The following is a 19,796-nucleotide window of genomic DNA, read 5'->3' as shown; positions in this document are numbered from 1 at the left end:
TAAAAACGGATTAAACTATAATTAAATTATATAGTCCCTTGCAAAGATACGTGCTATCATTCCAAGGGACTTTTTGTTATGATAAGGCGAAAGTGGTGAAGAAATGGATGAACAAATAACGGAATATTTGCATTATTTATCGATCGAACGTGGGCTTTCTGAAAATACACGGATTAGTTACCAAAGAGACTTACAACAATATTTGTCTTTTCTGGCTGAACAAGGCATAACTGAATGGCAGGCAGTTGATCGCTATATTGTTGTGGCTTTCTTAACGAATTTGACTGAAGCCGGCAAAGCATCTACTACGATTACGCGAATGATTTCTAGCTTACGTCGCTTTCATCAATTTTTACGACAAGAGCGTTATACGGATCATGATCCTATGCAACATATCGATAGCCCTAAAAAAGCTCAGAAATTGCCCCAAACACTTTCTTTGACAGAGGTAGAACGTTTAATTGCCGCTCCAGATACCAGTACTGATTTAGGTATTCGCGATCGAGCTATTCTGGAAGTGATGTACGCGACAGGGCTGCGGGTAAGTGAGCTGATAGGATTGAAACTTGGAGATATTCATTTAGAGATGGGTCTTTTACAGACTATCGGTAAAGGTGACAAGGAGCGAATCGTTCCATTAGGGGATTATGCGATTCATTGGTTAGAACGCTATCTTGCAGAGGTTAGGCCTTTATTAACAAGAAAAACACCAAATGAAACTTTCCTATTCGTTAACAATCATGGACACGGATTGAGTCGTCAAGGTATATGGAAGAACTTGAAACAGCATGTTATCAAGGCAGAAATCATGAAAGACGTTACACCCCACACATTACGTCATAGTTTTGCGACGCATCTACTTGAAAATGGGGCTGATTTGCGAACGGTTCAGGAACTTTTAGGGCATGCTGATATATCCACTACTCAAATATATACTCATATTACAAAACGGAGAATGACTGAAGTGTATAAAGAATTTTTTCCACGCGCTTAACAGGAGGATAAAGAATGCTTACTCAATACCGAAAAAATCAACGAAAAATAGCAATGGGTCTTTTAAGTTTTCATGAAAGTCTGAAAGATCAACAACATTTGTTAAAAGAAATCGATACATATGAAGACGATGATCGTTACCAACTTTATTGCTACTATAATGAAAACTCTGATAACGTTCAAGGTGTAGTTGGTATAAGTCAGTTAGAAGATCAAGAAATTGTTCTTCACGATATAAGCTTGAACCCTTCCTATCGCGGAGAAGGAATTAGTATTGCTATGATGGATGAACTACAAGCTATTTATCCAAATCAAAAAATTATTGGAACACCGGCCACATCAGTTTTTTTGGCGAAATGGCAGGAGTATAAGCGAGGATAAGATGGAAGCAATTAGTTTAAAATTGGATGTTTTTGAAGGACCGCTCGACTTATTGCTGCATTTGATCCAACAGTTGGAGATTGATATTTATGATATCCCTATTGCGGAAGTTACTGAGCAATATATGAATTTTATTCATGCTATGAAAACGCTAGAATTAGAAGTAGCTGGTGAGTACTTAGTTATGGCAGCGACACTGATGTCGATCAAAAGTCAAATGCTCTTACCAAAACCAGAATTAGAGTTTGATTATGATGATGAAGAGGGGGAAGACCCGAGGGATGCACTAGTTCAACAGCTTTTAGAATATCGGAAATATAAATATGCGGCTTCTGTCTTATCAGAAAAGGAACAAGAGAGAAGTTTATTTTATACAAAAGCACCGATGGATCTTTCTGAGTACGAAGAAGAGATTTTACCATTGCCTAAAAATCAATTGAACACGATTGATCTCTTTTTAGCACTACACGATGTCCTACAGCGAAAAAAACGAAACCAGCCAATTGAGACGACAGTCACGACTGAGACAATAACTGTTGATCAAAAGGTAACTGAAATCGGACTGCGATTGGAACAATTAACTGAGGGCGAGGGGTTGACTTTAGAGTCCTTTTTTATTCAATATACGAAGGATGAAATGATTACGACCTTTATGGCTCTTCTAGAATTGATGAAAAAGGGACAAGCTTTGGCAACTCAGAAAGAAAGTTGTGCGCCAATTTTGATATTTAAAGGAGCCATAGTATGAATCAACTAAGTCAGATTGAGGCGATGCTTTTTGTTGTTGGGGAAGAGGGCATCAGTTTAGAAGAATTGGCGTTCACGCTAAAACGTCCAATGCCAGAAATCTATCAGAATATTACTGAATTAAAAGGATCTTATGAAATTAATGAAAATTCGGCACTCACTCTTTTAGAAATGGGAAATCATTTTGTATTGAGTACTAAGAAAGAGTTCGCGCCGTTGTTAAAAGAATTTGCTCGCTCACCAATGGCTAATCGCTTAAGTCAAGCAGCCTTGGAGACACTTTCCATTATTGCTTATAAACAACCTGTGACTCGCTCTGAAATTGATGAACTACGGGGAGTTCAATCAAGCGGAGCTGTACAGACATTAGTGGCACGACAATTGATTGAAGAAAAGGGCCGTGTTGATGGGCCCGGACGAGCTATTTTATATGGAACAAGCTCCTATTTCATGGACTATTTTGGTCTAAAAGATATGGAGGAATTACCGGATGTTCAAAAAATGGAAGAAGATTTAGCGGATGAGAATGAACCTCTGGATTTATTTTATGGCCGCTTTAAAGAAGAGGATGAACAATAATGGAGAGATTGCAAAAAGTTATTGCCCATGCAGGGATTGCGTCGCGTCGTAAAGCAGAAGCTTATATTACAGATGGACGGGTCAAGGTAAATGGAGACATAGTTAAAGAATTAGGGACAAAAGTTGGAAAGAAAGATATCATTGAAGTCGACGGTGTGCCGATTTATCAAGAAGAACCTGTTTATTATTTATTTTATAAGCCTCGTGGGGTTATTTCTGCGGTGACCGATGATAAAAATAGAAAAGTTGTGACGGATTATTTTTCTGCAGTACCTGAAAGAATTTATCCTGTAGGTCGATTAGACTACGACACATCAGGGGTCTTACTTTTAACCAATGATGGAGATTTTTCACAACGTTTAGCTCATCCAAAACATCAAGTTGATAAGGTTTATGTGGCGAAAGTGAAAGGCTATGCTGAAAAAAGAAATCTATTGCCATTAACAAAAGGAATTCGTATCGAAGGCAAGAGGACGGCACCAGCCCGATTTGAAATTCTTTCAACGGATAAAAAGGCTGAAACAAGTATTGTAGAGTTGACGATCCATGAAGGACGCAACCATCAAGTTAAAAATATGTTAGCGGCAGTAGGATTCCCTGTTCAAAAATTGAAACGTGAACGTTATGGTGACTTAACCTTACAGGGGCTTCGTCCAGGAGAATATCGCCGTTTAAATACGAAAGAAATCAATACGTTATTACACCAATCAAAATAGCTGAAATCATTTACTTGTTTTTTGATAGTAAAATTGTTATAGTGAGTTTACAATAAAAATAATTTAAGGTTCGTCTTCAGGGGCAGGGTGAAAATCCCGACCGGCGGTAATAGTCCGCGAACTGCGCAAGCAGCCGAATCGGTGTAATTCCGATACCGACAGTACAGTCTGGATAAAGAAGATAGAGCTTATTTGAGTGAGTCTGAATTCAAGTAACTCTATGCTTTTCTGAAGCATAGAGTTTTTTTGCGAAAAATAGCACTCAAATAGTTCGTTGAAGATGATTCCAAAATGGAGGATTTCACATGAAGAACTTACGATTACAAAAAATGACAGCAGTAGCAGTGGCAGCAGCAATGGGATTGATTTTACAATTTATTGCTTTTCCGATTATTCCAATGTTTCCCTTTTTAAAGTTAGATTTTAGTGATATACCAGTATTAATTAATATGTTTATCTTCGGTCCCTTAACGGGTATTGCAACTGCATTTATTCGATCGCTGCTCCACTTAACTATGAGCGGTTTTTCTATAGATAACATGATTGGTGATTTTGCTAGCTTCTTTGCATCAACTTTGTATACATTGCCAATTTTCTTAATGTTTAGGAAAAAAACAACTTCAAAACGAGTGTTGGGTCTTGGATTAGGAATTTTAGCAATGACAGTATTTATGAGTATTGCGAATTATTTTGTTATCACCCCTCTTTACTTAAAAGCTTTTGGGCTCTCTGCTGGTCAAATGCTAGGTATGGGTCTAGGTCGTTATATTCTTGTAGGCATCGTTCCGTTTAATATACTCAAAGGAGTAATTGTCAGTGGAGTTTTCTTAGTATTACACGCAAAATTATTGCCTTGGTTGTCGAAAAAAACGTTAACTTCTCAACATCATTCAGTGTAACTGTTTCATGAAAGCAAAAATCTCAGACTAAGTGTCTGAGATTTTTTTTGCTGATATATGTTATTATGAATTCTGATATAGGATAGCATGAGATGGGCATCGCTTGGCGGACTGAATGACTGCAGATTGTTGATCTGCGGGAATAAACTCGTGATTCCTCCCTGGTTCGCCGATAAAAAGGACAAGACCATCATCTGTATAATCAAAAATTTCTGGCGCGATCGTTTGACATAAACCACAAGCGATACAACGGTCAGGAATGATTTCGCATTTCATTTTTTTCACCTTCCACAGGAGATTTTACTATGACTTTATTTATTTTAACGTTATTTCAGACTGGCTACAAGTTAAGAACCTCTACGTTATATCATTTATTAACAGGTAAAAGAACTAGTTCAGTTTTGCTTCATGGTTTTTTTTATGGAAATTTGGCTTATTTAGGTGCGTTCCCAAGTTTTAAAGAGGACAAATTTCAAAAAGAACTGGGGCAGTTGATTGACCACCAACTGATTTCAGTTGAAGACGGTTATGGTGAATTAACAACAAAAGGGAAAAAGAAATTATCCGAAGCTTCTTTTGAATTAGATGGATTAAACAATCTTCGTTACGGTCGAATGCGAGAAAATTCATGGCAATTGCTCCTTTTCGCAGTTCAGGTTATCAGCCATCTATCATTTAATAAAAGAGACTATCTTCCTATTGAGAATCGGCCCTACTATTTGCAAGAAATGAAAAAATGGTTGGCGCATTCAAAGCCAGATTTAGCTGGACAATTCCAAAATGAATTAGTAATGGTTTTTCAAAAATTGCCGCAAGAACAGGCCGATTTTTTAGCAAATCAATTTTCCGGTTTCGGTTTTCAAGGAAAAACTTCTTTTCAACTCCTACCAGAAAAATGGCAGAGAGAGCCATGGAATGTACTTTATCGTCAAAATGCGATTGATCTGTTTTTGGCGCAGATCAATGATGGAGAATTGTTGAGGTTATTGTCGAGTTTAGATCAATTAAATATCAATCAAAGTATGCTGAAAACAAAGGAATTCTTTTTAGCAGACAAAACGATAAATGAAATTCTGTCTTTACGTCATTTAAAACAAGGAACTATTAATGATCATTTTATCGAATGGGCACTAATGGATAAAGGATTTCCTTTTGAAAGATTTGAAATAATTGAATTTAATACTCTTGATGATAGCCAAGTGATTAATGCGCGTTATCAAGATTATGAGACTCCCTATTTAAATTTTAGACTGTCTCAAGTTTATTATTTGAGGAGAAAGAGATGGAACTAACAGAGTTGTTAAAAACTAAATTTCATTATGACCATTTTCGTCCTGGACAACAGGACATTATTGAGACGCTCTTATCAGGTAAATCGGTATTGGGAATGCTGCCGACAGGATCTGGGAAGTCTTTATGCTATCAATTACCAGGCTACTTGCTTGATGGGACTGTAATAATAATTTCTCCTTTGATTTCTTTAATGGAAGACCAAGTAACACAATTACAACGTTTGGGAGAAAAGCGTGTAGTAGCTTTAAATAGTTTATTATCATCGTGGGAAAAGCAATGGATATTAAATGAGGCACATAAGTATAAATTTATCTTTATGAGTCCAGAAATGTTTTTATCATCTCGTGTTCAAGAAACACTACAGAGAATGAAAATCTCTTTAGTTGTAGTTGATGAAGCCCATTGTATTTCGCAATGGGGAATTGATTTCCGACCAGAATACCTGAAATTGACCGACGGAATAAAATTTGTAGGGGGCTCATTGGTTTTAGCTTTGACGGCAACTGCTACTAAAGCGGTTCGAGAAGACATTCAACGATTATTATTTGGCAATAAAGCTCAGGAATTTATCTATTCTGTGGAACGACCAAATATCAGTTATTTTGTCTATCAAGAAGATAAACTTAAGAAACTACTGGAATTAGTGAAATCATTAGACGGATCAGGCATTATTTATTGTGCTACTAGAAAGAAAGTGGAAGAACTTTATCAAGTTCTCAAAAAGAAGCATGCTGTTGCGTATTATCATGGTGGTCTTAGCGGACAAGAGAGAAGAGTTCTGCAGCAGCAGTTTTTAACTGGTGATTTGCAATTGCTAATTGCAACGAATGCTTTTGGAATGGGGATTAACAAAGACAACATTCGGTTTGTCATTCATTACGATTTGCCGGATTCACCAGAGAATTACTTGCAAGAAGTAGGGCGAGCTGGAAGGGATGGTCGACCGAGCCAAGCAGTACTACTTTATGAAGAAGGCGATGAATATATCCATCATTTTTTACAAGAGCAGACCAATCAATCAAAGAAACTATTTGAAATAAAGCAAAAAATAAAAGATCTTACCTTCGAAGATCCATTGATAAAAAAATGGGAACAGTTTTTTCCTAATGAAGAATCACGATTATTAAATCTATTGAGTCACCGTGGAACAACAAAAAAGATGCAGTTACAAAAGATGCTTGACTATATTAAAACATCAGACTGTCGTCGCAAATTTTTGGTGTCTTATTTTGATGAAACTTTACGTGATAAAAATCCAAAATGTTGCGATAATGATGGCGCTGTTTTATCCATCATAACGAGTGAACGTGAAATTATTGATAAGGCTCTCTCATGGCAAATGATAATTCAAAAAATTTTTAAAAATGCTAAGAAAGATTGAAAAGTGGCGCCACTTTTTCAAGAGCTATGGTATAATACATGGCGATAGCATTTAGGAGGTTAGAGAAATTGAGTAGAAAAGATCGCTATAACGATACGAATAATGAACCGTGGGATCAACATATTTACGAATCTGATAGTGAAGAAGAAACTTATTCACGTAGCCAGTCTCGTCGTAGTGGTGGTGGTAATAAAGGTGGCGGAAATACAAAATTCTTAACGATTCTAGTCGCATTATTGTTAGCCCTTATTTTGATTCCAGCTGGTGCTTTTTTCTGGATTACTCGTGGAAATGATAAGCCAGCGGCCTCTCCCGAGAGTACCACGCAAGTATCAAAGGTATCTTCAACGGAAAAATCCAGCACTGAAGAAAGCACTTCATCGACAGAGTCAGAAGTGAATCAACAACAGCAACAACAAGCCGCTGATCAGCAGGCTGCTGCGGACTCTCAAGCAGCCGCACAAGCCGCACAAGCAGAAGCATCTCGATCTGCTGCAGCTGCACAACAAACGACACCATCTTCAAGCACAACAGACGATGCTAATGCACAATATGGCACTGTTCAATCTGGTGAAGGCCCTCAACAAATCGCTGGGCGTTATGGCTTAAGCGTAGATGAATTCTTAAGGCTTAATGGGATGGATAGAAGCAATTTCTATTTTGACCCAGGCCAACAAGTGCGTGTTAAATAATTTGAATACCTTGCCGTAATCGTTATCGATTACGGCTTATTTATTGAAAAGAGGCAGAACATGGAAAAAATTTCAATTGCAATTGACGGACCAGCATCCTCGGGGAAAAGCACAGTGGCAAAAATTTTGGCGAGCGACTTCAATTTTATTTATGTTGATACGGGTGCGATGTACCGTGCTATTACTTTTTTAGCTATCAAACATCAAGTGAGCTTCTCAGATGAAGCAGCCTTAGCCGCATTGACCCAAAAATATCCGATTACTTTTAAACAATCTGTACATGGCCAACTAGTGTTTGCTGACAATGAAGAAATTACCCAAGCAATTCGACAGCCTGATGTAACGGCTGCGGTTTCGGAAGTTTCTGCGCACGGGAAAGTTCGAGAGGAATTAGTGGCGGCTCAACGTCAATTGGCAAATGCCGGTGGTATTGTAATGGATGGCCGCGATATCGGAACAACGGTTTTACCACAGGCAGAAGTAAAAATATTTTTAGTGGCAAGTGTTGAAGAACGTGCTCAACGTCGTTATAAAGAGAATCAAGAAAAAGGAATTGTGATGGATTTCGAGTCAATTAAGGAGGCTATTGCAAAGCGAGATTATCTGGATTCACATCGAGAGGTTTCGCCGCTTGTTCAAGCTTCAGATGCCGAATTAGTAGATACAACTGGAATGTCTATTGAACAGGTAGTAACGAAGATTAAGAAGGTTGTATGCTCAAAAGGTTTCTAATTTTTGGATAAAATCGATAAATAAAGCGAATTTCTTTCATTTTTTTAGAAAAAAAGAAGAAATCGCTTTATTTTTCATGTGGATTAATCTAAAATAGAACATGTAGTGTATTTTACACAGAATTGTTGGTAAGGAGGACAAACGACATGACAGATTTAGAACAAAATTCGATGGACAACGAAAATGTTTCCATGGAAGCAGCAATGGAAAGTGTGCATGAAGTTCAAGTTGGCGATATTGTTAAAGGTGAGGTGCTCGCCTTAGAAGATAAACAAGTTATCGTTGGTATTGAAGGTGCGGGAGTAGAAGGTGTAGTTCCTGCGAAAGAACTTTCAACATTACCTGTTGAAGATATCAATGAAGAAGTCAAGGTTGGCGATATTCTTGATTTAGTCGTTATCTCTTCTATCGGAAAAGACAAAGAAAATGGTAGTTATCTTCTTTCTAAACGACGCTTAGATGCGAAGAAAGTTTGGGAAGATATCGAGAAAGATTTCCAAGATGGAAAAATTATCGAAGCGCCGGTAACTAGCAGCGTTAAGGGTGGTTTGGTTGTTGATGTAGGCGTACGTGGTTTTGTACCAGCATCAATGATTGATGATCATTTTGTTGATGATTTTTCAGTTTATACTGGGAAAACTTTAAAATTCAAAATTATTGAAATTGAACCTTCTGAGAATCGTTTGATTTTATCGCATAAAGCAGTTGTTGAAGCTGAAAAAGCTGAGAAGAAAAAAGAAATTTTAGCAGAGTTATATGAAGGTCAAGTAATCAAGGGACAAGTTGCTCGTTTGACAGATTTTGGTGCGTTCATTGATCTTGGTGGAATTGATGGTTTGGTTCACGTTTCAGAGATTTCTCATAGTCATGTGGCAAAACCTGCGGATGTATTAAGCGTTGGCGATGAAGTGGAAGTACAAGTATTATCCGTTGATCCAGAAAAAGAGCGTATTTCATTATCAATTAAAGCAAACTTACCTGGACCTTGGACAGACATTGAAGAAAAAGCGGCACCGGGTTCTGTGCTTGAAGGAACGGTGAAACGTTTGACGAGCTTTGGTGCATTTGTTGAAATTTTCCCTGGAGTTGAAGGATTAGTTCATATTTCTCAAATTTCACATAAACATATTGCGACACCGCATGAAATTTTACACGAAGGCGATCAAGTACAGGTGAAAGTTTTGGAAGTACATCCCGATGATCATCGGGTGGCTCTTTCAATTAAAGCTTTAGAAGAAAAACCTGAAGAAGCTAAACCTGAACCTGTCGAAGAGGAATCGTATGAATTACCAGAAGAAAATACTGGGTTTACTATGGGTGACATTTTAGGTGACGCTTTAAGTGATGACTCAGAAGAAAATGAATAATCAGAGCTACTGAGTTAAAAGGTGTGCATATGCATACCTTTTTTTGTTTTGGAAAAGAATAATTTTTTATTGGGGATTGACCAGTGTAAACTATCAGTAGCGGACAAGGCGGTAGTTTGAGGAATCCTGACTATAACAGTTGTTCTTAAATCGTTTTTTATCAATAAAACCACAATTTTATCATTATTTAATACATGTAAGCGGCTCCTTCTCTTGCAAGTAGGAGGTTTCTTCGTTAAACTAAGGAGAATTTGAAAAAAGAATGCAGCTGCTAAATCTACTTCTTGTATTTGTAAGATTAGTAGAGGGGTATCTAATTGAATCTAAAATAGATTTTGTGGAAATTTATTGTAATTATTTGAAATTGCCCTTGTTTTTATAGTATCTTTTTGATATGGGTTACAGTTAAATCACCACTCTTGGCCCATATCTTAGCGTACTAAATAAAATGATAAATACTATGAGCATTGGGCTGATTTTTTTTGAAAAAATTTAACATACTAAATAGAAACGAGGAGTTAAGTTATGTCAAATCCTACAATTGCGATCGTTGGTCGCCCGAATGTCGGTAAATCAACACTGTTTAATCGAATCGCTGGAGAACGTATCTCGATCGTGGAAGATACTCCAGGAGTTACTCGTGATCGAATCTATGCAAAAGGCGAATGGTTGGATCATGAATTTTCAATCATCGATACTGGTGGAATCGATATTGGTGATGAGCCATTCATGGAACAAATCAAACAACAGGCACAAATTGCGATTGATGAAGCAGATGTCATTTTATTAGTAGCAAGCGGAAAAGAAGGTGTTACTGACGCAGATGAAGCAGTAGCAAAAATTTTGTACCGCAGTAAAAAACCAATTATTCTAATAGTAAACAAAGTAGACAATCCTGAAATGCGCAATGATATTTATGAGTTTTATTCATTAGGACTAGGAGAGCCTTATCCTGTATCTGGTAGCCATGGACTTGGACTTGGTGATGTTCTAGATGAAGCAGTCAAACACTTTCCTGCTGATAATGAAGAAGATGATGATCAATCGATCAAGTTTAGTTTGATTGGCCGCCCAAATGTTGGTAAATCCTCATTGATCAATGCTATTTTAGGTGAAGATCGGGTGATTGTTTCAGATATTGAGGGAACTACGCGTGATGCAATCGATACGAAGTTCATTGGTGAACATGGTCAAGAGTTTACGATGATTGACACCGCTGGTATGCGAAAGCGCGGAAAAGTTTATGAAAATACTGAAAAGTATTCTGTGATGCGTGCCATGCGTGCTATTGATCGTTCGGATGTAGTTCTTGTTGTTTTGAATGGGGATGAAGGTATTCGCGAACAAGATAAACGAATTGCAGGGTATGCTCACGAAGCAGGTCGTGGAGTGATTATTGTGGTTAACAAATGGGATCTAGTTAAAAAGGATACCAATACCATGAAAAAATTTGAGGAAGAAATTCGTGAGGAATTTGCTTATTTGGATTATGCACCGATCGTTTTTGTTTCAGCAATAACCAAACAACGATTGAAAAAAATTCCGGCGATAATCGAAGAAGTCAGCATGAATCAAAATTTGCGGATACCATCTTCTGTTTTAAATGATATTATCATGGATGCAGTAGCAATTAATCCGACACCAACCGATAAAGGCAAACGCTTGAAGATTTTCTACGCCACTCAAGTTGCTGTGAAGCCGCCAACTTTTGTAGTTTTTGTTAATGAAGAAGAGTTGATGCACTTTTCATATGCGCGATTTTTAGAAAACCAAATCAGAAAAGCTTTTGAATTTGAGGGAACACCGATAAAAATAATCGCTCGCAGACGAAAATAAGGTATTTTATCATACTTTTATTTTGGTGACAACAGATTTCTCCGAATGGTAAAACAACCATGAATTTTATGCCATTAATCGCTAAAAACCTTGCTAACATAAGGTTCTTATGCTATCTTTATAACAGAATATTGACCAAATCAATATTTCTTAGCTGATGACTGGACCACTCAGTTATCAGTCGATGTTTACACATCACTACTCATTTCTCAGGAGGTGAATTCATTCATGGCAAACAAAGCAGAATTGATCGAAAAAGTTGCAGCAGCTACTGACTTAACTAAGAAAGACGCTACAGCTGCTGTCGATGCTGTATTTTCAACTATCCAAGACGCATTAGCTGAAGGTGAAAAAGTTCAGTTGATCGGCTTCGGTAACTTTGAAGTACGTGAACGTGCGGCCCGCAAAGGACGTAACCCACAAACTGGTGAAGAAATCGAAATTCCAGCAAGCAAAGTACCTGCATTTAAACCAGGTAAAGCGCTAAAAGATGCAGTTAAATAATTGCAACGTAAAAACCGTTGGGCTCTAGAGCTCTAACGGTTTTTTGTTTCTTAAAAATTAATCCAGAATTAGTTAATACTCATTTCGCTTCGGTTCGAAATAGTTATTTCTTCAAGTTTGCAACTTATTTTTTAATTTACGAAAGGCATTACATAGGATAAAATGAAGAAAGAAATTTCAAATTTATGGTTTAGCCGCTTTCTATAAAATGATATACTGCTAAATAATAGAATGCTTTATATAGAATGAAGAAGGAAGGTGAGACGATGTCAAAGGAACGACTTTTTTATGTGAAAAGTAATGATTCTTGGCATTCATATGATTTTCTTGCACAAAGAAAAAATGACCCTAAATGGCGGCAAGCTTTTTTAGAAGCAGACGCACTGCTAGAGCAAGAAGATAAGAAAAGGAAGCGCCGTAATTTTACAATATTATTAGTATCAGTTCCGGCATTATTGATTCTTGTATTGGTTGGCTTGTATTTCTATGGTTCTTCAGGGGAAGGGATAGTTCCGAAACGGGAAATAAGTTTGAATGATTCGACATCGGCCTCTACTATGTCAGCGGATTCATCTGAGGCGATTGATACATCCAGTATTGGGCAAGTATTGACTACACCTTGGGGTGAGCAAGTTACTGTTTTACGGATCCTTTCAAATGGTGAGCGGGTTATTAAAGAAGGCTATTCGCCATCTGATTTGAATAGTGATGGTGTATTGACTTTTGAAGAATTGTCAAAAGTCGAAGAAGAAGCGAACCGCGGGAATCAACAAACATATCAACAACAGGGACAAAACTATCAACAGCAGCAACAGGGACAAAGTGATCAGCAGCAAATCACGGATCAGGGGCAAAATAATCAGCAGACAACACCGCAAGAAAATCAACAACAAGGTGTTCAACCAAGCCAATCAAACACACAACAGACACCTTCAAGTCAAGAAGGTTACTAATACAGAATCAATATGATGTATTGTTAATATAATTAATATGTAAACAAGGCGAGAATAACAGAAATAGAATCCTTGAAATCCGAATAATTTCTTATTCTTACAATTATTGAAATAATATATTCTATAGCCTTTCGCAGATTTGTTGCGGGAGGTTTTTTTGTAGTATAAAATGAAAGAAACGGGGTGATCGGGATGGAAGTAACTTATCGAAATAGAGAAAATGAGACACGAGTTATTTATGGCGAAACCGTTGCTTCAATGATGCGTAAAAAGGATCTACAAAATAAACAGATTCTCTTTTGCGGTAATCAACGATACTATGATCTATATGCGGAGAAATTGCGGCAATTCATTCCTAAAACAAGCTCTCACGAATGGTTCATCACGACGAATAACCGTTATTGCAATACAATGGAAAATTTTCATGAATTGATTGGATTTCTCGATCGATTTAGTCGGCAAAAAGAAACTGTTTTTCTTGGTATTGGAAATGAGGGAGTCATGGAGCTTTTAGGTTTTACCCATCATGTCGCTAATTTTCAAGCTGAATTATTCTTTTTACCTGTTTCATTACGATCTTTTGCTCAAAGTTTATCATTTGTCGATCAGATTGTCTCAGATAAAACTATGATGACAGTGATGGAAATCGAGGAGGTTCCGCAAAGCATCCTGTTTGATCATACGTTGGCTGATCAGCAAAAAACTGGGAAAATGGTGGATCTTTTGACTTTAATTCGCTGTGGAATTGTTTGTGACTATCCATTTCTACAAAGTTTATATGTGAATTTCCCGACGCATGAAGCGTTAGCTCAACATTCTTTTTCAGCTTTTAGTGAAACGCTTATTAATTATTATCAAGAGAATAGCGAACAACTTCGCGGATTTGGAAAAACCTTTGAAAAAGCTTTTTTTCAAACGGAGAATGGGTCACTTTTGTCAAACAGTATGAAGACAATGTTTGGTTTGTTATTTGAAATGGCGTGGAACGTGACAGCAAGCAATCTTCATTTCAATTTCAAAAATTTTATGATATGGTTGGTGCGATTGGGATTTCCAATCATGATGCCTGAAGGGATCTCTCTGGCGGATTATGGTCAGCAGGTGATTGCTTTAGCACAAGAGAAGCCATTGGTTGGATTGATCCAAGTCGGTGAAGTAGGCATGAGCAAAGTTCCGACTCAAGGAGAATTACTTCAAACATTTAAAGAGTATCAAAAAATAGTAAACGAGATCAGGGGAGAATAGATGTCAAGCTACAGTGAAAAAATGCTCGCAGCATTAAAAGATGAAAATTTAACAGAAGCAACTCTGATGTTTGAAGAGGCGCTAAAGAAAGACGAACCGGAGATCTTAGCAAGTTTGGCTGAAGAACTTCAGGCACTAGGTTTTTTAGAAGAAGCAAAGCGTATTTTAGAGAAATTATTGATTGATTTTCCTCAAGAAGATATTTTTTATCTTTCGCTAGCGGAAATTTCTATTGAGAACGACAATATTGATGATGCTTTCGAATATTTAGAGAGAATTAAACCCGAGAGTGCCAATTATTTAGAGAGTTTACTAGTGACTGCTGATTTATATCAAGTATTAGGAATTCCAGAAGTCAGCGAAGCAAAACTGCTACAGGCGAAAACAATTGCGCCAGAAGAATCGTTGATTACGTTTGCCTTGGCAGAATTACATTTTTCTGCTAATCAATTAGGGGAAGCGATTAATGATTATGGTCAGCTTCAAAAGCAAGGAATAGATGAAATCGCAAATATTTCAATTGATGAACGAATTGGTGCAGCTTATAGTATGATGGGTGGTTTTGAAGAAGCCGTTCCATTTTTAGAACGAGCATTGGAGAAAGAACATACATCTGATCGTTTGTTTCAAGTAGGGTTTACCTACTATCAGTTGCATGACTATCAAAAGGCAACTAATTATTTACAAGAATTAATCACTCTTGATCCGCAATATCAAAGCGGCTATTATTATCTTGCGGATAGTTTGAAAGAAGAGGAATTATTAGAAGAGGCATTGCTTGCGGCTGAAGAAGGGATCAAAGAGAATCCTTATCAAGTGGAATTACTACATTTGGCTTCTGAAATTGCGTATCGTTTGCGCGATAGTAAGAAAGCAGAAGAACTATTGTTACAAGCACTTGAAACAGGCGATAAAACGGATGAAACCCTACTGACGTTAAGTAATCTTTATCTAAATGAAGCCCAACCTGATAAAGTCATTGAGATGATCAGTCAGATGGATGAGGAGGATAACCCCTATGCTGCATGGAATTTAGCGCAAGCGTATAATGAACTGGAGGATTTTGCTGCTGCACGAACATATTATAAACAATCATATGAAGATATGGCTCATGAGCCAGACTTTTTGAAGGCTTACGGCATCTTTCTGCGAGAAGATGGGCAGTTGGATACCGCGCGTGCTGTTCTGACGGATTATTTACAACTAGAACCAGGAGATTTAGAAGTGCAATCATTACTAGAAGAGTAGAGAGGTGAGAAAAATGATCGATGTAGGTGAAAAACGTGAGTTTCTCGTTTGGTTGATTAATAATGTAAGTTTTCAACGACGAGAAGTGATTTGGATTTTAAATTACTTAATCAATCATGAAGCAATTTTACGGAATGTCCACATCGTAGAACAAGCCTTGGAAACAAAAAGAGGATTGGTATTTCGAGATATCACTCAACGGGAAGAACCCATGGTATTTTCGATCGAAGGCAATCAATTTTCCAATAGTGATCAAATTTTTCATGAAATTCGTCTGCATTGGCAACAGCCTTTATACTTAGAATGTGTTTTTCCGAATTCTTGGCAGAATGCACAATATTTATCCGTTCTTGAAGACAACCCTGCACTTTCTTGGAATGATAACGTTAGTGAAGAGATTGTGATGGAGGTCGAAAGCTACATGAAGTTTCAAGAACAGGAAGCACAAGTAGATTTATTAAGGAAACAAATTGATATGGCATTGGAAGATGGCGACAAAGAAGCCTTTCTAATTTTATCAGATGAATTGAACAGGCTTAAATTGAGTCTGCATGAATAAAACCAACGCACAGATAAGAGTGACCCTCATCTGTGCGTTGGTTTTTAATTATTTCGTTTTAGACTAAATCTTCGCCGTTGAGGTCGTAAGTAAGTGAAACCTTCCCCCTCTACATCGTGCACGTTACTAATTAAAATAAAAGCTTTTTCATCAACAGAGTGAATAATTTTTTTCACTTCATTAATTTCTTGTTGAGAAACGACGATATAAACGATACGCTTCAACTCTGAGGAAAACCCGCCTTCTCCGTGAAGGTAGGTAACACCACGTTCTAAATGAGCCATCAATAATTCTGCGATCACGTTGCTTTCGTTAGAGATGATCATCACACCTTTAGCAGCATAACCTCCAGATGATAACATATCAACTACTTTACTAAATACGAACGAGACAATCAGGGTGTACATCATACGCTTCAAATCTAAATAGGTAAGTGAACAAATCAATACAATAATATCAAAAACTAATAGTGATTTACCCATTGTAAAGCCGATTTTTTGTTCAAGAATTCGAGCAATAACATCTGCTCCGCCTGTCGTTCCACCATTTCGATAAACTAATCCGCTGCCAAATCCAGCAAATAATCCCGCTAAGATAGAGACGATAAACAGATCATGGTCCAAATTGATTTGCAGTGGAATTCGCTGCCAGATCCATAAAAAGACAGATAAGCAGACAGTTCCCAAAATTGTATAGTAGAAAGATCGTTTACCCAAAATCTTTCCGCCAATTAAAATCAATGGAATATTAATAATTAATGTTGTGTAAGCAGGATCAATGCCAAAAAGGGCTCGAATGATCAAAGTGATACCGGTGACGCCGCCCTCTGCTAAGTGATTTGCAATATTCAAATATACTAGTCCAAATGCATAAATGGCTGTTCCCACCACAATAAATAAAATCTCTTTGATCCGTGTAGCCATAGTCGTTTCCATACGACACCTCCTGATTTTTATTTATTAAGACGAACTTTAACTAAGAATTTGACCAGACAATCGTCCTGTTCAAATTCAGTCCTCAATCAACATAGCATGAAATTCAGATAGTTACAACAACATGATAGGAAACAAATCTGTTTTTTGATAAGATAGGTTTGAGGTGGTTTGATGAATGAAAAGACAATGAAAATCATGCAACAAGAAGTTGATGATTATATCCAACAATTTAAAACTGGTTATTTTTCTCCATTAGGTCAAATGGCTCGCTTGACAGAAGAAGTTGGCGAGTTAGCTCGAGAGGTTAATCATCATTATGGTGAAAAAACGAAAAAAGACTCGGAGAAACCAAAAACAATTGAAGAGGAGCTTGGTGACGTATTGTTTGTGACAATTATTATGGCGAACTCTCTAGGAATCGATTTGACAGAAGCCTTTAACCGGAATATGGCAAAGTTCAATCAACGCGATCGTTTTCGTTTCGAACGTAAAGATGGCCAGACGGAAGGTGATACTAAATGAGATTAGAAGCTTTTCCTTTAGAATTTCAAGGAGCGATGCCAATTTTACGCAAATTGCAGAATGCTGGTTATGAAGCATATTATGTTGGCGGAAGCGTCCGTGATATTCTCCTAAATAAACCAATTCATGATGTAGATATCGCAACAAGTGCTTTTCCAGCAGAAGTAAAAGAATTATTCCATCGCACAATTGATGTAGGAATTGATCATGGAACAGTAATGGTAATAACTAAAGAGACGACATACGAAGTTACAACTTTTCGAACGGAGTCTACCTATCAAGATTATCGTCGTCCAGATCATGTAGAGTTTGTTCGATCGCTAAAGGAAGATCTGAAACGTCGCGACTTTACTATCAATGCCCTAGCAGTTGGTATAGATGGTACTGTGATCGATCTTTTTGACGGATTAGTTGATCTTAGAAATAAAGTCTTGCGAGCTGTGGGAAACCCTTATGAGCGTTTTCATGAGGATGCTTTACGAATGATGCGTGCATTGCGATTTGTGAGTCATTTAGGATTCACTTTGGAACCTGATACATTTGAAGCGATCCAAGAGTATCATTCCTTATTAGCGAAGATTTCTGTTGAGCGAATCAACGTAGAGTTTGTGAAATTAATGATGGGGTCTTTTCGCGAAGCAGGTTTGCGTTCTTTTGTAGAGTCAGAGTGCTACATTTATTGTCCCGGTTTAAGAGAATACGGGAATGCCTTGTTAAAGTTCTCAGATCTTCGTGGCCCAGCACTCCCAACTGAACGGCAGGCTTGGACGCTATTAATGATGATGCTTGATATGAATATTACAGACATTCGTCACTTTATGAAAGAATGGAAGTGTTCGAACCAATTGATTCGCGAGGTTAGCCAAATGGTTCCTGCCCTGCAATTTCGTTTGAAATATGAATGGGATAATTGGACGTTGTATCAGCTTGGCAGGGAGTTGGCTCTCTCTGTTGAATACCTTTTATACTATTTTGAGCGTGAACCTAATTTAGCTAAAATTCGTCTGTTATATCAAAATTTGCCAATCAAATCATTGAAGGATCTTACGATAAAAGGCAATGAGGTAATGGAGTACTTTGATTATCCTCGCGGACCGTGGATTAGTATGACGCTAAATGTTTTGGAACAAGAGGTAGTTGAAGGCAAATTGAAAAATGACAAAAATGAATTGTTGAATTATGCAGAAGGATTTCTGAAAAAGGAGATGCTATGAAAAAAATAACGAATCTGTATCGAGTGACTGAAAATCAGACAGCTTTCAAAATGGGCTCAGGTGATTTAGAAGTTCTTGCTACCCCCGCCTTAGTAGCAATGATGGAGAATTGCGCGAAGCTTTTATTATCACCTGAACTTTCTGCTGAACAAACTAGCGTTGGTTTCAAAATGGATTTGAGACATTTAGCTCCGACAGCTGTTGGGGCAGAGGTAAAAGTTGAAGTTCAAATAAATGAAACCGATAAAAATAAGATTTCTTTTTCTATCAAGGCTTTCGATGGTGAAAAATTAATTGGTGACGCTATACATCAAAGAGTTATTGTTGATACTGCAGATTTTCTTGAAAAAATGAAGTTGGAGCACAACATGTGACCGTTTACTCAAGGTATGCTAAACTAAATTTTAGATCATTAGTGAGGAGAATGCAGAATGGCAAGAGAAATGACAGCGTTAAAATTCTATTTTCGTAATGGCGAAACTTGGACAATTGATCGTCGTTACATTGGCGATTTGTGGATCAAACAGATTACGACAAGTTTTGGAAGAATTCATGGCAGCGAATTCGTGGAGATTCATCCATGTGCTGGATTCAAGATCGAAATTTATCAAGAAGGTGATCATGTTCAAACGACTGACATTAATCTAGGTGGTTTAGAGTTAGGCATGTTTGAACGAGCACGCAAGTTTGAGGATATTGAACGGATGGATATAATTTATCGTGCTGGACACCCTGACTCAGTATATTTCCCTTATAAGGACAAAGATACTGAAGGATTAGATAACGTGTATCAGTCGACAAAAGTCTCTGAAAAAACCAAAAGCCTATATATTGTAATTGATCCGACAAAAAATGTTGATGATGTTTATAGTGAGCAGTTCTAATCTATTGATTGACAAGTATCCTAAAATGGATACTTGTTTTTTTAGTTTATCTTAAAATTGTATACTAAAATATTCAAGGGAAATTATTTTTGGACAGGGCAATTCATAAAGAAAAT

The 19,796-nt window shown here is 37.3% G+C and carries 23 protein-coding genes and 1 riboswitch; of the genes, 21 read left to right on the top strand and 2 right to left on the bottom strand.

Annotated features, from left to right (window positions below; translation table 11 throughout):
• Positions 1-103 precede the first annotated feature (103 nt).
• The 6 genes from xerD to IGI38_RS07370 all read left to right on the top strand — a co-directional run bounded on the left by xerD (position 104) and on the right by IGI38_RS07370 (position 4,315).
• Positions 104-994: a site-specific tyrosine recombinase XerD gene (gene xerD / locus IGI38_RS07395; RefSeq protein WP_438728387.1), complete on the top strand. Its 891-nt coding sequence runs from the start codon at positions 104-106 to the stop codon at positions 992-994.
• A gap of 14 nt (positions 995-1,008) precedes the next feature.
• Positions 1,009-1,374 (top strand): GNAT family N-acetyltransferase, encoded by a 366-nt coding sequence (locus IGI38_RS07390; protein WP_438728385.1) that lies wholly within the window; start codon positions 1,009-1,011, stop codon positions 1,372-1,374.
• Between the two features lies 1 nt (position 1,375).
• On the top strand, positions 1,376-2,122 hold the full coding sequence (locus IGI38_RS07385) for a segregation/condensation protein A (protein WP_438728383.1): 747 nt from the start codon (positions 1,376-1,378) through the stop codon (positions 2,120-2,122).
• The gene (gene scpB / locus IGI38_RS07380) at positions 2,119-2,700 is read left to right on the top strand and encodes an SMC-Scp complex subunit ScpB (protein ID WP_438728380.1); all 582 of its coding nucleotides are present in this window, start codon (positions 2,119-2,121) and stop codon (positions 2,698-2,700) included. Before IGI38_RS07385 ends, scpB begins: the two co-directional genes overlap by 4 nt.
• Positions 2,700-3,416, top strand: a complete 717-nt coding sequence (locus tag IGI38_RS07375) for a pseudouridine synthase (protein ID WP_438728378.1) — start codon at positions 2,700-2,702, stop codon at positions 3,414-3,416. The genes scpB and IGI38_RS07375 overlap by 1 nt, the downstream gene beginning before the upstream one ends.
• Positions 3,417-3,484: 68 nt before the next feature.
• Positions 3,485-3,603, top strand: a riboswitch (FMN riboswitch).
• Between the two features lie 118 nt (positions 3,604-3,721).
• Complete coding sequence (locus IGI38_RS07370; protein WP_438728376.1) at positions 3,722-4,315, top strand: ECF transporter S component; 594 nt, start codon at positions 3,722-3,724, stop codon at positions 4,313-4,315.
• Between the two features lie 63 nt (positions 4,316-4,378).
• Here the strand turns inward: IGI38_RS07370 and IGI38_RS07365 are convergent, their stop codons facing one another.
• The gene (locus tag IGI38_RS07365) at positions 4,379-4,591 is read right to left on the bottom strand and encodes a ferredoxin (protein ID WP_438728374.1); all 213 of its coding nucleotides are present in this window, start codon (positions 4,589-4,591) and stop codon (positions 4,379-4,381) included.
• 29 nt (positions 4,592-4,620) lie between these two features.
• Here IGI38_RS07365 and IGI38_RS07360 point away from each other — a divergent pair, with 29 nt between their 5' ends.
• From IGI38_RS07360 to IGI38_RS07310, 11 genes are all read left to right on the top strand, one after another.
• A complete protein-coding gene (locus IGI38_RS07360) occupies positions 4,621-5,607 on the top strand; it encodes a helix-turn-helix domain-containing protein (RefSeq protein ID WP_438728372.1) in 987 nt (328 codons plus the stop codon).
• On the top strand, positions 5,598-6,989 hold the full coding sequence (locus IGI38_RS07355; protein ID WP_438728370.1) for a RecQ family ATP-dependent DNA helicase: 1,392 nt from the start codon (positions 5,598-5,600) through the stop codon (positions 6,987-6,989). Before IGI38_RS07360 ends, IGI38_RS07355 begins: the two co-directional genes overlap by 10 nt.
• 68 nt (positions 6,990-7,057) lie before the next feature.
• On the top strand, positions 7,058-7,681 hold the full coding sequence (locus IGI38_RS07350; protein WP_438728367.1) for a LysM peptidoglycan-binding domain-containing protein: 624 nt from the start codon (positions 7,058-7,060) through the stop codon (positions 7,679-7,681).
• Positions 7,682-7,741: 60 nt separating this feature from the next.
• Positions 7,742-8,413, top strand: a complete 672-nt coding sequence (gene cmk / locus IGI38_RS07345) for a (d)CMP kinase (RefSeq protein ID WP_438728365.1) — start codon at positions 7,742-7,744, stop codon at positions 8,411-8,413.
• A 146-nt stretch (positions 8,414-8,559) separates the two neighbouring features.
• The gene (gene rpsA, locus IGI38_RS07340) at positions 8,560-9,780 is read left to right on the top strand and encodes a 30S ribosomal protein S1 (protein ID WP_438728362.1); all 1,221 of its coding nucleotides are present in this window, start codon (positions 8,560-8,562) and stop codon (positions 9,778-9,780) included.
• Between the two features lie 525 nt (positions 9,781-10,305).
• Positions 10,306-11,616: a ribosome biogenesis GTPase Der gene (gene der / locus IGI38_RS07335; protein ID WP_438728360.1), complete on the top strand. Its 1,311-nt coding sequence runs from the start codon at positions 10,306-10,308 to the stop codon at positions 11,614-11,616.
• Positions 11,617-11,844: 228 nt separating this feature from the next.
• Positions 11,845-12,120: an HU family DNA-binding protein gene (locus tag IGI38_RS07330; protein WP_010744623.1), complete on the top strand. Its 276-nt coding sequence runs from the start codon at positions 11,845-11,847 to the stop codon at positions 12,118-12,120.
• A 266-nt stretch (positions 12,121-12,386) separates the two neighbouring features.
• Positions 12,387-13,073 (top strand): hypothetical protein, encoded by a 687-nt coding sequence (locus IGI38_RS07325; RefSeq protein WP_438728358.1) that lies wholly within the window; start codon positions 12,387-12,389, stop codon positions 13,071-13,073.
• Between the two features lie 192 nt (positions 13,074-13,265).
• Positions 13,266-14,318 (top strand): hypothetical protein, encoded by a 1,053-nt coding sequence (locus IGI38_RS07320; protein WP_438728356.1) that lies wholly within the window; start codon positions 13,266-13,268, stop codon positions 14,316-14,318.
• Entirely contained in the window at positions 14,319-15,566 is a 1,248-nt protein-coding gene (locus tag IGI38_RS07315; protein WP_438728354.1) for a tetratricopeptide repeat protein, read from the top strand.
• A 13-nt stretch (positions 15,567-15,579) separates the two neighbouring features.
• Positions 15,580-16,125: a YpiB family protein gene (locus IGI38_RS07310; protein ID WP_438728352.1), complete on the top strand. Its 546-nt coding sequence runs from the start codon at positions 15,580-15,582 to the stop codon at positions 16,123-16,125.
• 44 nt (positions 16,126-16,169) lie between these two features.
• On the opposite strand, the gene IGI38_RS07305 is transcribed toward IGI38_RS07310, so the two are convergent.
• Complete coding sequence (locus IGI38_RS07305) at positions 16,170-17,060, bottom strand: YitT family protein (RefSeq protein ID WP_438728350.1); 891 nt, start codon at positions 17,058-17,060, stop codon at positions 16,170-16,172.
• Between the two features lie 171 nt (positions 17,061-17,231).
• Here IGI38_RS07305 and IGI38_RS07300 point away from each other — a divergent pair, with 171 nt between their 5' ends.
• From IGI38_RS07300 to IGI38_RS07285, 4 genes are read left to right on the top strand one after another with little or no spacing between them, the layout of a single operon-like run.
• The gene (locus tag IGI38_RS07300; RefSeq protein WP_438728348.1) at positions 17,232-17,582 is read left to right on the top strand and encodes a nucleotide pyrophosphohydrolase; all 351 of its coding nucleotides are present in this window, start codon (positions 17,232-17,234) and stop codon (positions 17,580-17,582) included.
• Positions 17,579-18,796, top strand: a complete 1,218-nt coding sequence (locus IGI38_RS07295) for a CCA tRNA nucleotidyltransferase (RefSeq protein ID WP_438728346.1) — start codon at positions 17,579-17,581, stop codon at positions 18,794-18,796. Before IGI38_RS07300 ends, IGI38_RS07295 begins: the two co-directional genes overlap by 4 nt.
• Positions 18,793-19,170: a thioesterase family protein gene (locus tag IGI38_RS07290; protein WP_438728344.1), complete on the top strand. Its 378-nt coding sequence runs from the start codon at positions 18,793-18,795 to the stop codon at positions 19,168-19,170. The genes IGI38_RS07295 and IGI38_RS07290 overlap by 4 nt, the downstream gene beginning before the upstream one ends.
• A 57-nt stretch (positions 19,171-19,227) precedes the next feature.
• Positions 19,228-19,680: a hypothetical protein gene (locus tag IGI38_RS07285; protein ID WP_438728342.1), complete on the top strand. Its 453-nt coding sequence runs from the start codon at positions 19,228-19,230 to the stop codon at positions 19,678-19,680.
• Positions 19,681-19,796 lie beyond the last annotated feature (116 nt).

Origin of the sequence: Enterococcus sp. AZ128 (genome assembly GCF_051714485.1) — a bacterium.
Classification (GTDB): Bacteria; Bacillota; Bacilli; order Lactobacillales; family Enterococcaceae; genus Enterococcus_A.
Note: the sequence above shows the minus strand (reverse complement) of the source record. Positions and strands in the feature narration are given on the sequence as shown.